The organism is Methylobacterium sp. AC315, from assembly GCF_979253755.1.
Genome location: NZ_CEEDEA010000001.1, coordinates 164,865 through 177,873 on the forward strand (window position 1 = coordinate 164,865; position 13,009 = coordinate 177,873).

Consider the following 13,009-nt stretch of genomic DNA (forward strand, 5'->3'; position numbering starts at 1 on the left):
TCTTCGACCCGCCGCCGGTCAGGCGGCGGCCGGGCTCAGCGTGATGATCGTCTCGGTGGCCGCCTCCACGGACGCGCGTCCGTAGAGCATCGGCACATGGTGCTGGCGCCCCCAGACGGGAGCCAGGTCGCCGTAATGCGGGCTGCCCGGGTCCCCTGACTGTCCGGGCACGTTGATGAAGACCGAACGGTCCCAGTCCCCCACATCCACGACCATGCGGAACGAGGCACCGTGGGTCAGCCGGAACGTGTCGGTCCGGTACTCCGCGTGCATGACCGATGCCGCGGCGCCGCCGATGGGCAACGGACCGACATCCCAGTCCAAATTCGGCCGCAGCGGCGAGAGCGGATGCGCGAACAGGGCCTGGTGCAGGCGGCCCCAGGACCAGGTTTCCGGGTCCTGACCCATGCGAACACGGCAATCCCGGAACGCGGCGCCTAAGGTCTTGATGAGGAGAGCGTCGCGCGTGGCCGGCTCAAGGCCCGTCTCCAGCCGCTCGATCAGGCTCTGCGTGTCGCCGGGCGGCAGCAGGCGCTGCGTCTCGGCATCCGGCACCAGTGCCTTCAGCAGCGCCGGGCGCAGGTGGCGGGCCCAGACCACCTCGATAAGAGCAGCCGCCGCGGAGTTCTCGTGCAGCGTCCCGTCGAACGCGGCCAGCAGGGCCCGGGCCGCGGCGACGTCGGGATCCGACACCGCCGGAAGCGCGCGGACCAGCCCGGCGAGCCGTAGGGCCGGCTCGGATAGCGCGTCGCCCTGAAGGGCCTGGGAATCCGCCAGGCTGTGACGGGTCTGCCCGTCGAGCACCGCCCGGACGCGGCGGGCGCGCCAGGGCTCGGCCCACTCGAAACCGACCTTGCGGGTCTCGGCGGGAAAGTCCGGCGGCAGGTTCATCTCGTTGGCGGTGGCAAGGTAGCCCTCCGGCGGGTCGATGCGAGAGGGCAGGGTGGCCGGATCGTGGAATCCGGCCCAGTCGTAGCGGCCGTCGCCCGGCACCGGCAGCAGCCCGTCATGGGACGGCCGAACCGGTGCCTTGCCGGCCATGAACCAGGCGATCCGCCCGGTCGCGTCGGCGTAGAGCTGGTTGACGGAGGGGGCCGACCAGTGGCGCAGGGCCTGCCCGAACGCCTCCGGGGTCGTGGCGCCGAGATAGGCGAGACTGCCGAGATAGGCGGCAGCGCCCGGATCGGACCAGACCGTGCGCAGCGCAAAGGCGCGTCCGCCCGCCTCGCGGAGCACCGGACCATGCCGGGTGAAGCCGAGCACCGAGGTCTCGTCCGGGCCGCCACGCACCGGGATCGTCTCGATGACCCGCTCGATCCGCTCCCAGCCACCCTCGTACTTGTAGCGGTCGGCGTCATCGGGATCGGTCTCGCAGACGAAGAGATCCTCCTGGTCCATCGGCGCGATGGTCAGGCTGAAGGCCGCATGGCCGTTATGGCCGATCGAGATACCCGGCAGCGCCGGCTCGCCGGCCCCGATCACGTCGAGCCCCGGCGCGGTGAGGTGGACCGCGTAGCGCAGCGAGGGCTGCAGATAGATCCTGTGCGGGTCGCTCGCCAGGATCGGGCGGCCGGTCTCGGTGCGGGAGGGCGCCACCACCCAGTTGTTCGAGCCTTCGGCCGGCTCCCTCGGGGCGGCGCGCGGCCCTCGCGTGACGGCGCCGTGCGCATCGACCCTGGTCCAGTCCCAGGCTTCTTCGCGCGTCGCCGCCATCCGCTCGGGCGTGAACCCGACCGGGGCGGTGGCCAACCGGAAAGCGTCGAGGAGATCGTCAGGCCAGCCGGCGGCGTCGATCCCGTCCGGGATGACCGGATCGTGCGGCGGGCTCATCCGCTTGCGCAGGTCGTCGGCGGCCAAGCCGGCCTCGCGGGTCTCGGCCCTGGCCAGCACACGCGCGCGGGCGACTTCGGACAGGACGTTACGCACCAGCCCATGGCTGCGGATTCGGACCACGTCTTCCGGAAGCCATCGCGCCGGGCGCGTGTCCGTCAGGGCGAATTCCGGCGGCAGCAGCGCCGGCCGCGCCTCGGCCAGCGCCACGAAGGCGTTGATCCCGTCCGCGAAGGCCGTGACGATCGCTTGCGTGTCCTGCGGCCCGTAGGCGGCCCACTCGTCCGCCATGTCGCCGCGATACAGGAACAGCCGGGCGGCGCGGTCCTGGGCGAGGTAGCCCGGCCCAAAATCCGCCGCCAGCAAGCCGAGGCCGCGCTTGCGCCAGAGGTCGAGCTGCCACAGCCGGTCCCGGGCGGCGTTGAAGCCCTGGGCCCGGAACGCGTCGAGCGTCGTTCCGGCCCGGATATGTGCCAATCCCCAGCGGTCGACCCGGATTTCCACCGGGCCTTCCAGCCCGGTGAGCGGGTAGGTGGTGCGGCTCACAGAGCCACTTCGATCAGGTGCGGGCCGGGATTTGACAGGGCGTGCTGGAACGCCGCGATGAAGTCCTCCAGCGTTTCCACCCGCCGGCCCTCCACCCCGAAGCCCTTGGCGAGACTGACCCAATCCAGGGCGGGATCGTCCAGGCTCAGCATGCCGATCGCCTTGGGGCCGGGATTGAGCGCGCCGACATTGGTGAGTTCCGCCCGCAGGATCGCGTATGAGCGGTTCGACCAGACCAGAGTCACGACATCGAGCCGCTCGCGGGCCTGGGTCCAGAGCGCCTGCACGGTGTAGAGCCCGCTGCCGTCGGCCTGGAGGTTGATCACCTTGCGGCCCGGGCAGGCGATCGCCGCCCCGGTGGCCATCGGGATGCCCAGCCCGATCGACCCGCCGCTGAGCTGCAGCCAGGAATGCGGCACCGCATCCCGGGTCAGGGCGAAGAAGTTGCGGCCCGTGGTGATCGACTCGTCGCAGATCACCGCGCCCTCCGGGATCAGCGCGCCCAGGACCTGGCCGATCGTGTCCTGGTCGAGGGGCCCGGAGGTGGGAAGCTTCGGACGCGAGTTCACGGCGACAGGCGCGGCCGGCGGGGCTTCCACCGCCTCGGCCAGCCGCTCCAGTGCGTCGATCTGGTCCTCCTCGGGGGCGGCGAGGGTGATGGTCGAGGCTCCCTCCGGCGCGAGAAGGCTCGGCTTGCCCGGATAGGCGAAGAAGCCGACCGGCTGGGTAGCGCCGATCAGGATGATGTGGCGGAAGCCCTTGAGGGCCTCGATCGCCTGATCGATCGGGTAGGGCAGGCGCTCGATCGGTACGGTGCCGGCGCCCCGGTCGATCCGGGCGTTCGAGGTCATCGCCATCAGCGTCGCGCCGGTCTTGCGGGCGATCCGGTCGGCGATGACCCGGCCCTCGCCTCGCACCGCCCGGTCGCCGAGATGCAGGAGCACCGGTTCGCCGCTGGAGAGCACGGCGACGGCGGCCGCGATCGCGGCCTCCTCGGCCTTGGCCGGCTCGGGGATCGCCGGCACAGGCGCGATACCGGTCCCGGGGTCCCACGCGGTGTTGGCCGGCAGGACCAGGGTCGCGACCTGCCCCGGCGCGGTGCGGGCGGCAGCGATGGCGGCGGCGCCGTCCGCGCCGATCTCGGCCGCGCTCATGCCGGTGTGAACCCAGGACGACATCGGCCGGGCCAGCCCCTCGATGTCCGAGGTCAGCGGCGCGTTGTACTCGCGGTGGTAGGTGGCGTGCTCGCCGACGATGTTGACGACGGGGGTGCGCGCCTTCTTGGCGTTGTGCAGGTTGGCCAGCCCGTTGGCGAGACCCGGCCCGAGATGCAGCAGGGTCGACGCCGGCTTGTCGGTCATGCGGGCATAGCCGTCCGCGGCGCCGGTGGCCCCGCCCTCGAACAGGAACAGCACGCAGCGCATGCCCTCGACCCGGTCGAGCGCCGCCACAAAATGCATCTCGGACGTGCCGGGATTGGTGAAGCAGACCTCGACCCCGCCGGCGACGAGGGTCCGAACCAGGCTCTCGGCCCCGTTCATCGTGGTTGGCGTCCCATCACTCACGGGCAGCTCCCTTCCGGTCCGGCTCGAGCGTCCGGCGAATCGCATTCTTTATTATCGTGGCGCAGCCCGTGCCGAGCGCAAGGGCCGAAACGCGCGTTGCCCGGTCATCGGGCGCCTGGACTATCGCACGATCTGGCGCAAGATTTGCCGCTGGCGTCCCGCAACTTCGACGAACGGGATCCGATGAAACTTCGCCGCCTGATTGCCGCCTCCCTGGCTGGTTCCTTCGCCCTGGTCCCTGCGGCCCGGGCCGAGAGCGTGCTGCGCATCGCCATGACGGCCTCCGACATCCCCACGGCCACCGGGATGCCCAACAACGGCTTCGAGGGCATGCGCTTCCTCGGCTACCCGATCTTCGAGGGTTTGGTGCAATGGGACCTGAAGAGCACCGACAAACTCGCCGGCATCATCCCGGCTCTGGCCGAGCGCTGGGAGCAGGATCCCAACGACAAGACGATCTGGACCTTCCACCTGCGACAGGGCGTCAGCTTCCATGACGGCACCCCGTTCAATGCCGACGCGGTGGTCTGGAACCTCGACCGCTACTTCAAGAACGACAGTCCGCAATTCGAGCCGCAGGGGGCCGGCATCTCCCGGGCCCGGGCGCCCCTGGTCGGGACCTACAAGAAGATCGACGAGTCCACCGTGCAGATCACGACCACGCAGGTCGCGTCGTACTTCCCCGACATGGTCGTCTACCTGCTGTTCACCTCGCCCCAATCGTTCGAGAAGGCGGGCCGCGACTGGGCCAAGGTCGCGGCGCTGCCGGCGGCCGGCACCGGCCCGTTCAAGATCACCCGCGTAGCCCCGCGGGAATCGGTCGATCTGGCCAAGTTCGACGGTTACTGGGATCAGAACCGGATGGCCAAGGTCGACAAGGTCCGGCTGATGCCCATCCCCGAGGCGAATGCCCGGGTCGCCGCCCTGCGGTCGGGGCAGGTCGACTGGATCGAGGTGCCGGCGCCCGATGCGATCCCGTCCCTGAAGCAGGCGGGCTTCGCCATCACTACGGGCTCCTACCCGCATGTCTGGCCGTACATCTTCAACATCGGCGCCAAAGACAGCCCGCTGAAGGACGTGCGCGTCCGCCAGGCGCTGAACTACTGCGTCGACCGGGCCGCCATCGTCGAGCTGCTCAACGGCACGGCCGAGCCGGCCTCGGGCTGGCTCAACGACAAGGACCCGAATTTCGGCGCGCCGAAGAACCGCTACGGGTTCGACGCCGCCAAGGGCAAGGCGCTGCTGGCCGAGGCGGGGTACTCGGAGAAGAAGCCGCTCAGCCTCAAGGTGATGATCTCGTCCTCGGGCTCCGGCCAGATGCTGCCGATGCCGATGAACGAGTACCTTCAGGAGAACCTGAAGCAGGCCTGCAACGTCGAGCTGAGCTTCAACGTGGTCGAGTGGCAGGTGCTGCTGAATTCGAGCCGGGCGCTGCCGGACGCCCCGAGCCTGCAGGGCTCGATGGCCCTCAACGTCTCCTCTCCCTCGTCCGACCCCAGCGTGATGGCGCGCTACTTCGCGGGCGACCGGTTCCCGCCCGGCGGCTTCAACTTCCCGAACTGGAAGGACGATGCGTTCGACGCCGCCCTGAAGGCGCTCGCCGAGACCGACGACGCGAAGGTGATCGATGCGCAGACGGCGCTCGCCCACGAACGGCTGGTGGACAACCCGCCCTGGCTGTTCATCGTGCATGACCTCAACCCACGCGGGATGTCGAAGAAGATTCACGGCTTCGTCTCCCCGCAATCCTGGTTCGTCGACCTCACCCTCGTCAGCGTGCAGTGATCCCGATGGCAGATCTGAATCCCGTCGATGCGTCCGCGGCCGAACTCGCCCGGGCCATCGGTTCGAAGTCCTTGTCCCCGGTCGACGCGGTCGATGCGCTGCTCGGCCAGATCGAGCAAATGGAGCCCAAACTCCAGGCCTTCACGGAGGTGTTCGCCGCCGATGCACGCCTGGCTGCCGAGGGCGCCGAACGGGCGATCCGGTCGGGCCACGCGGTTGGACCGCTCCACGGCGTGCCGGTGGTGCTCAAGGATTTGATCGACCTTGAGGGCCGGATCACCATGGGCGGCTCGGCCGCCCACCGGGCGCGCCGGGCCGAGCGCACCGCGACCATCGCCCGCCGACTGATCGCACAGGGCATGATCGTGCTGGGCAAGACCCACACGGTGGAGTTCGCCTATGGCGGCTGGGGCACCAACCAGCATCTCGGCACCCCCTGGAACCCCTGGGATCTCGAGACGCCGCGCACCCCCGGCGGGTCGAGCAGCGGTACCGGCGTCGCGGTGGCGGCCCGGATGGCGCCCTGGGGCATCGGCACAGACACGGGCGGATCGGTGCGCCTGCCCGCCTCCTTCTGCGGGCTCACGGGCCTGAAGGTCACAGTTGGACGCGTCTCAACCTGGGGGATCGTGCCGCTGTCGACCACGCTGGACACGCCGGGCCCGCTCGCCCGCACCGTCGAGGACACCGCGCTCCTCTACGAAGCCATCTCGGGTCCCGACCCGCTCGATCCCACGACCCGGGGGATCGCCCCGGACGCGCCCTGGTCGATCCTGAACCGCGGCGTGCGCGGCCTTCGGCTCGGGCGCATGCCGGACGCCGAGCGGGACGGTGTCGCCCCCGACATGCTGCAGGCCTACGATGCGGCCCTCGATCTGCTGGCTCGGCAGGGAGCCGAGATCGTCGACGTCGTCCTGCCGTTCCGGTTCAGCGAATGCGTCGCCATGAGCGGCATCACCAACGCCGAGGCTTATTTCGTCAACGGCGCCCTCGCGGAAGACCCGGCCTCGCAGCTTGGCGACGCCGTGCGGGCCCGGATCCTGGCCGGCGCGAAGGTTACGGCCCAGGAGTATCTCAGCACGCTCCAGCGCCGGGCCGCGATGAAGCACGCCTACGCCGCCGCCCTCGACGGGATCGATGCCCTGCTGACGCCGACGACGGAATGCGCCGCCGTAGCCCTCGCCGAGGTCGACGAGGCGCACCTGCCGTCCCGGTTCACCCGCTTCGGCAACCTCCTCGACCTCTGCGCCCTGGCGCTGCCCGACGGCTTCACCGCCGCCGGTCTGCCGCTCTCGCTGCAGATCGTCTGCCGGGGTTACGACGAGGCGACGGCGCTACGGATCGGCCAAGCCTATCAGCGGGCGACCGACTGGCACCTGCGCCGTCCGCCGGTGTGAGGCCACGAACGATCGGCGCCTCATCGCTCTCCGGCTCCGCGGAGGAGCGCCATGCGGCAGGACAGCGTGAGGGCAGCGCGGCCGCACCGCGCTGAACTGACGATGCAGCACCAAGCGGCGCCGCGCACAATCTATCGAGGCAACCCCGAGTCCATCCGGTCCGGGCCGCAAGCGTTCTGACGGTCGGGATCTGCGGCTGGAGCCGCACGTGCAGAAAACCGATCTCACCGACGATACATAGACAGCCGGCCACGCGTGCCGGACCCTCTGCGAGGAGACCGAGCCACCACGTCGCCGCCACGCAAGCGAAGGCGAGGAAGCAGGCGGAAAGCGCAGCACGCGCGGGGTGCTTCCACCGCCCCTGCGCTGATCCGTCGTCGTCCTGGGATGTCGGAGCCATCTGCGGCTCCCGATAATGGAACCGCAACGATCCTGTACGATGAAATTTGGCAATGACCTGAGCACCCAGGCCCATTCCGGGCGGGTCGCCGCTTGGTCGGCGCGGATGGTGACACGGCCCTTCGCGATACGGCCCCTCAAGCGGAGCGAACCCGCGCGCTCAGGCAGCCGGCGCCTGGCCCGACACCACGACGCCGAGTGTATCGAGCAGAGACGACCGCGCCCGGCTGACGCGGCTCTTCACGGTGCCGACCTGGCAACCGAGCTTGCTCGCGGCCTCCTCGTAGGTGTGGCCCTCGGCGCCGACCAAGAGTAGCGCCTGCCGCTGCGCCGCCGGGAGGGTCCCGAGCTGCTTCCAGACGACCTTGAGAGTGCTGGCATCCTCCTGGTCGGACAGGCTGGTCATCTGGCTCGCGTGGGTGCCGTCCACGTCCTCGACCTCGCGCCGGTTCTTGCGCAGCTCCGAGTAGAACTGGTTGCGCAGGATCGTGAACAGCCAGGCGGTGAAGTTCGTCCCGGGCCGGAACCGGGCCTGGTTGGCCCAGGCCTTCACGAAGGTCTCCTGCACGAGGTCGTCGGCCCGGCTGACGTCGCCGACCAGCGACAGCGCGAACGTGCGCAGCGCGGGAAGCGCCTTGATGATGTCGCTGCGGAAATCGAACGCCACGACCTGGCCGTGCGCCGCCACGGCCGCCTCGAAGCGCTCCATGAGAACGGCGAGCTGGGGTGGCAGCGGCTCCTGCTCGACGACCTGGAAATAGTCCCGGATCGGCAAGGCGAGATGCTGGCCGAGGATCGTTGCGTATCGAGGCGGGGTGCTGCCCGAGGGGTTCGATCCATCATCGATCATGCGCGTTCCCTGCGGTCGAAGACTTGGTATACTGGAATGGCTCTAACCCGGTATCTCGGCAATCCTGAACCGTTACCAAACGCTCCCGACAGCATCGGGAAATTTACGCAGACTTGCTGAATGCCGAAGACGGTCGTCGCACCCTCCCTGTGGCGGCCGGGCGCGCAACGATGCAGAATGCGGGTCGCCAGGAGAGCGGGATGAGCCAGGACGACCACGACCACCACCACGCCCACGACCATGAACATCCGCACGGCAGCGAGCTGTCGCCGCTCGAGGCGCGAGTCCGCGCCCTCGAGTCCCTGCTGACAGAGAAGGGCTACATCGAGCCCGCCGCCCTCGACACCCTGGTCGAGCTCTACGAGACGAAGGTCGGGCCCCACGCGGGAGCACGGGTGGTGGCCCGGGCCTGGGTCGATCCCGATTATCGCGCCCGGCTGCTGGCCGACGCCACCCCGACGATCGCCGAGCTTGGTATCGGCGGTCGTGGCGGCGAGCACATGGTGGTGGTGGCCAACACCCCCGAGACCCACAACCTCGTCGTGTGCACGCTCTGCTCCTGCTATCCGTGGCCGGTGCTGGGCCTGCCGCCGGTCTGGTACAAGGCGCCGCCATATCGAGCGCGGGCGGTGATCGATCCGCGCGGCGTGCTGGCCGAGTTCGGCGTTACCATTCCCGAGACCACGCGGATCACCGTTTGGGATTCCACCGCAGAGACCCGCTACATGGTCCTGCCAATGCGCCCTGCCGACACAGAGGGCCTTTCCGAGGAGGCTCTCGCCGCCCTCGTCACCCGCGATGCGATGATCGGCACGGGCCTGCCCGGGCTGCTTCCAGCGGAGATGCCCCTATGAACGGCGCCCAGGACCTCGGCGGCGCGCACGGCTTCGGGCCGGTGGTGCCCGAGCCCGACGAGCCGGTGTTTCACGCCGCATGGGAGCGCCGCGTCTTCGCGATGGCGATGGCCATGGGCTACACCGGCGCCTGGAACCTCGACGGCAGCCGTGCCAACCGCGAGTCGCTGCCGCCGGCGCACTATCTCGCGTCGAGCTACTATGAGATCTGGCTGGCGGCCCTGGAGAAGCAGATCGCCGCCACAGGCCTCGCCACGCCGGAGGAAATCACAGCGGGCCGGGCCTCCGCACCGGCCAAGCCGGTGGCACGGGTGCTCGCCCGGGACGGGCTGGAGGCCCGCTTCCGGGCCGGCTTCCCGAGCAGCCGCGACCCCGCCGCGCCCGCCCGCTTCACGGTCGGCGACGCCGTCCTGGCCCGGAACATCCATCCGACCGGGCATACGCGCCTGCCGCGCTACGTCCGCGGGCGGCGGGGCCGGATCGAGCGCATCGACGGCGCCTTCGTGTATCCCGATACCAACGCCTACGGCGCGGGCGAGAACCCGACTTGGTTGTACACCGTCAGCTTCACGGCTCGGGAATTGTGGGGCGAGAGCGGCGACCCGGGCGGGATCGTCACGGTGGCGGCGTTCGAACCCTACCTGGAGGCGGCGTGAGCGTCCCATCGCCCAAAGCCTTCGCGGCCCCCTGGGAAGCGCAGGTCTTCGCCCTGGTGGTGTCCCTGCAGGAGGCCGGGCTGTTCACCTGGGCCGAATGGGCCGAGCGGATCGGCCGGGAGATCCGGCCGGACGACGGGCCCGAGCGGGCCGCCGATTACGGTGCGTGGCTCGCGACCCTGGAACAGATCCTCGCGCAGCGCGGGGTTGCCCATCCCAGCAGCGTGGCCGCGCGGGCCGAGGCGTTCCTCCGCGCCGCCGCGGCCACGCCCCATGGCCAGCCGATCCGCTTGGAGAACGATCCGCTCTATCGGTCGTGATCCGTGAGGCCCTCGAGGGGCACCGGGGCGGCGTGGGGCCGGCCGGCCAATTGCGCGTCGATCAGCGCCAGAACCTCGCGCCGTCCGCAATTCTTCGCGGCTTCGAAGGGCGTCCAGGTCTGATCGAATTCGAACTGCGCGAAGACGGCGCGGTAGCGTTCCAGTTCCTTCGGCGTGAGCGGCACGCCGCGGACGAAGGCCTTGTGCGCCGAGATCGTCGTGGCCCGGCGCGGGTCGGCGGGGTCGAGCTCGAACTTCAGCGCGTCGCCGCAGAAACAGATCTTTCGGGCCCGGTCGAACAGGACGGCGTGGCCGTCGAAATGGCCGGCGGTGCGGTGCAGTTCCAGGCCCGGCAGCGGCTCCAGGACGTCGTCGTAGGGCCAGCTCACCTGCAGCGCCGCGCTCCAGGTGAAGTCGGCCGCGGGCAAGCACAACTCGGGGTCGAACCGGTCCTGCAGTTGCACGAGGGCGCCATAGGCATGCGGGTGTGAGGACGAGAGCACCTGCATGCCGCCGAGCGTCTCGATCTGGTCCAGGGCGGCCTCGCTGAAAACCGGGCAGCCCTCGAAGCCCATATTCCCGTTCTCGGTGCGGATCAGGTAGGCCGAGGGGCCGATGCCGGAGACGGGCTCGTTCCAGAACCGCCACACGCCAGGCTCCAGTTCCTGCCAGTGGCAGGGAAAGGCATCCTGCGCCTCCCGCGTCGTGCGGAATCGCCAGCCGTCCTGCGGCACCACGTGGCGGGCGTCGAGGCACATCGGGCAGGACGGGGGCGCCTCGAAATGGCGCTGCCAGAACCCGCAATTGTCGCAGGTGTAGGCGGGCAGGTTCAGGGCGCCCGCGAAGGGCAGATAGCCGGGCATCGTCTCGAGCCTCTCCTGGCGAATGGTCCCGGATTCCCAAAGGGCTCAGCCCTTTGGCCGGCTTCGGGGGTGGAACCGCCCGAAGCATCGGGCGAAGCCCGACACCAGGGGTACGCCCTGGACCTGCAAAAGGTCTCAGACCTTTTGAAACCAGGACGTGTCTAGTGGGTCCGGTCAGGTAGCGCAGCGCGCCGCGAGCGGGAGGCCGCCACGGCGGCGCCGGCGAGACCCAGCAGCGCGAGCCCGGCCAAGCCGCCCACCACCGCGTCGCGGGTGCGGCTGGTGACGAACTCGCTGCGGGTCGATTTCATCCGATCGTTGAACCGCCCATCGATGCCGACATCGCCGGGCACCGGGTCGAACAGGTTGCCCGCCATGTCCGGGATCGTCGTGTCGGACAGCTGCGCCGACCACATCGTGGCCGCCTTGCGGTCCGCCAGCGCGGGGGCGAGCGCCTGGGCGGCAGCCATCATCATCGACGAGCGCCCGACCCAGACTTCCCGGCGCGGGTGCTCGGCGGCGTATACGATCGCCTCCGCGCAGAGCCGCGGATCGAACACCGGATCCGGGGCATACTGGCGGTGGCCGGTACGGTTGCGCGCCCAGTTGAACTGCGGCGTGTTGACGGCCGGCAGGTAGACCACGCTGAGGCTCACGGCGACGTTGTCGTGGAGCAGTTCGCAGCGCAGGGCGTCGGTGAAGCCGGAGACGGCGAACTTGGCCGCACAATAGGGCGCCTGGAGCGGCGCCGCCCGGATCGCCAGACCCGAGGAGACCTGGATGATCGCGCCGCGGTTGCGCCGCTTCATGTAGCGAAGCGCCGCGAGCGTACCGTAAACCTGGCTCAGGTAGGTGGTCTCGGTGACCCGCCGGTACTCATCCGGCGTGATCTGGTCGGCCGGGTTCACCACGGTCGCCATGGCGTTGTTCACCCAGGCCCGGATCGGGCCGAGCTCGGCCTCGATCCGGGCTGCGGCCGCATCGACGGCCTCGGCATCGGCGACGTCCGCCGCGATCGCCAGGACCGGCTGGCCGTAGGCAGCGAGCGCCCGCTCGGCGGCGGCGAGCCGCCCGGGATCGCGCGCCACCACCGCCACCGACCATCCGCCGGCGGCGAAGCGATGCGCGGTCGCGAGCCCGATTCCGGCGGTCCCTCCGGTAACGACTGCAACCCGTGCCATCCTGGCCTCGCCTGAGTGGAGAAAATCGCAGCGGCAACGGGTGCCGACGCCCACGGTTGCGCCGCACCGCCGTGCCGGAACGTCACGGCCACCGGTCTTTTTGGAACCCGGCGCGCAACGTCCGCCGACGAGCGCTGTTGATCCTGCGTAGTCGCGCGCTCTCGGCGTGCAGCCGGCCAAAGGATCGCAGCCATGCGCTACGGACGACGGTTCTCCCTGCCGATCGATCCCTGGCCGCAAGCCTCGCTGGGTGAGCGGATGTCGGTCGGCCTGGTCCTGACCTTGCTGCTGCTGGTGCCGTTCTGCGCTGCCAGCGCCGTGATGGTCGTGAGCGCGGCCATCGGAACTTACATCGCCTGGTCCTACGATCTCGGCGCCTCCCTGCGGAGCGCCATTGAGCGCCAAGTCGGCAAGCTCGCAGACAGGCATGGCCGGATCGTCCGGAAAGCTTGACCCGAATCGCGACAGCAATCGGGCTCGGATGTTGGCTGGCCTCGTGCGCCTGCATCGACCCGATGAGATATCAAGACCGAACCGGAGCCGGCTTGCAAAGCTTGACCCCGTCATCGGTCGGATTGGGTCACCTGCACTGAAGCCCCGCTCCGTCTTTGCAAGCAAAGCGCGCTGAGGCAGCGGGCGATCTCCCAACCTTGACGCAGCACCGGCACGATTCCTCGCGCTCTCGAGGACGAAACTGTCGGGATGACGCGCAAACCGGTGTATGGCGACCCCACAACCACCGCGTCACGCAGGTCCGATTTGA

At 69.8% G+C, this 13,009-nt stretch carries 11 protein-coding genes; 6 read left to right on the forward strand and 5 right to left on the reverse strand.

Annotated elements, in window-relative coordinates; all coding sequences use genetic code 11:
- Positions 1-18 precede the first annotated feature (18 nt).
- Both AC0IY0_RS00790 and AC0IY0_RS00795 read right to left on the reverse strand, forming a co-directional pair.
- Positions 19-2,376, reverse strand: coding sequence for a penicillin acylase family protein (locus AC0IY0_RS00790; RefSeq protein WP_471762824.1), 2,358 nt, complete (start codon positions 2,374-2,376; stop codon positions 19-21).
- Positions 2,373-3,917 carry an acetolactate synthase large subunit gene (locus AC0IY0_RS00795; RefSeq protein WP_471763016.1) on the reverse strand — a complete coding sequence of 515 codons (1,545 nt, stop codon included), beginning with the start codon at positions 3,915-3,917 and terminating at the stop codon, positions 2,373-2,375. The genes AC0IY0_RS00790 and AC0IY0_RS00795 overlap by 4 nt, the downstream gene beginning before the upstream one ends.
- 207 nt (positions 3,918-4,124) lie before the next feature.
- Here AC0IY0_RS00795 and AC0IY0_RS00800 point away from each other — a divergent pair, with 207 nt between their 5' ends.
- Both AC0IY0_RS00800 and AC0IY0_RS00805 read left to right on the forward strand, forming a co-directional pair.
- Entirely contained in the window at positions 4,125-5,726 is a 1,602-nt protein-coding gene (locus AC0IY0_RS00800; protein WP_147907316.1) for an ABC transporter substrate-binding protein, read from the forward strand.
- A 5-nt stretch (positions 5,727-5,731) separates the two neighbouring features.
- A complete protein-coding gene (locus AC0IY0_RS00805) occupies positions 5,732-7,123 on the forward strand; it encodes an amidase (protein ID WP_471762826.1) in 1,392 nt (463 codons plus the stop codon).
- Positions 7,124-7,682: 559 nt separating this feature from the next.
- Here AC0IY0_RS00805 and AC0IY0_RS00810 read toward each other — a convergent pair.
- Positions 7,683-8,372 carry a sigma-70 family RNA polymerase sigma factor gene (locus tag AC0IY0_RS00810; protein ID WP_147907318.1) on the reverse strand — a complete coding sequence of 230 codons (690 nt, stop codon included), beginning with the start codon at positions 8,370-8,372 and terminating at the stop codon, positions 7,683-7,685.
- Between the two features lie 200 nt (positions 8,373-8,572).
- Here AC0IY0_RS00810 and nthA point away from each other — a divergent pair, with 200 nt between their 5' ends.
- From nthA to AC0IY0_RS00825, 3 genes are read left to right on the forward strand one after another with little or no spacing between them, the layout of a single operon-like run.
- On the forward strand, positions 8,573-9,226 hold the full coding sequence (gene nthA / locus AC0IY0_RS00815; RefSeq protein WP_471762827.1) for a nitrile hydratase subunit alpha: 654 nt from the start codon (positions 8,573-8,575) through the stop codon (positions 9,224-9,226).
- Entirely contained in the window at positions 9,223-9,882 is a 660-nt protein-coding gene (nthB, locus tag AC0IY0_RS00820) for a nitrile hydratase subunit beta (RefSeq protein ID WP_471762828.1), read from the forward strand. Before nthA ends, nthB begins: the two co-directional genes overlap by 4 nt.
- The gene (locus tag AC0IY0_RS00825) at positions 9,879-10,202 is read left to right on the forward strand and encodes a nitrile hydratase accessory protein (protein ID WP_471762830.1); all 324 of its coding nucleotides are present in this window, start codon (positions 9,879-9,881) and stop codon (positions 10,200-10,202) included. The genes nthB and AC0IY0_RS00825 overlap by 4 nt, the downstream gene beginning before the upstream one ends.
- On the opposite strand, the gene AC0IY0_RS00830 is transcribed toward AC0IY0_RS00825, so the two are convergent.
- Together AC0IY0_RS00830 and AC0IY0_RS00835 are read right to left on the reverse strand one after the other, a co-directional pair.
- Positions 10,190-11,065, reverse strand: coding sequence for an MBL fold metallo-hydrolase (locus AC0IY0_RS00830; protein ID WP_471762831.1), 876 nt, complete (start codon positions 11,063-11,065; stop codon positions 10,190-10,192). The two genes, AC0IY0_RS00825 and AC0IY0_RS00830, sit on opposite strands and share 13 nt — an antisense overlap.
- Positions 11,066-11,226: 161 nt before the next feature.
- Positions 11,227-12,246 (reverse strand): SDR family oxidoreductase, encoded by a 1,020-nt coding sequence (locus AC0IY0_RS00835; RefSeq protein WP_147938188.1) that lies wholly within the window; start codon positions 12,244-12,246, stop codon positions 11,227-11,229.
- A 192-nt stretch (positions 12,247-12,438) separates the two neighbouring features.
- Here AC0IY0_RS00835 and AC0IY0_RS00840 point away from each other — a divergent pair, with 192 nt between their 5' ends.
- Entirely contained in the window at positions 12,439-12,699 is a 261-nt protein-coding gene (locus AC0IY0_RS00840) for a hypothetical protein (RefSeq protein WP_419830260.1), read from the forward strand.
- Positions 12,700-13,009 lie beyond the last annotated feature (310 nt).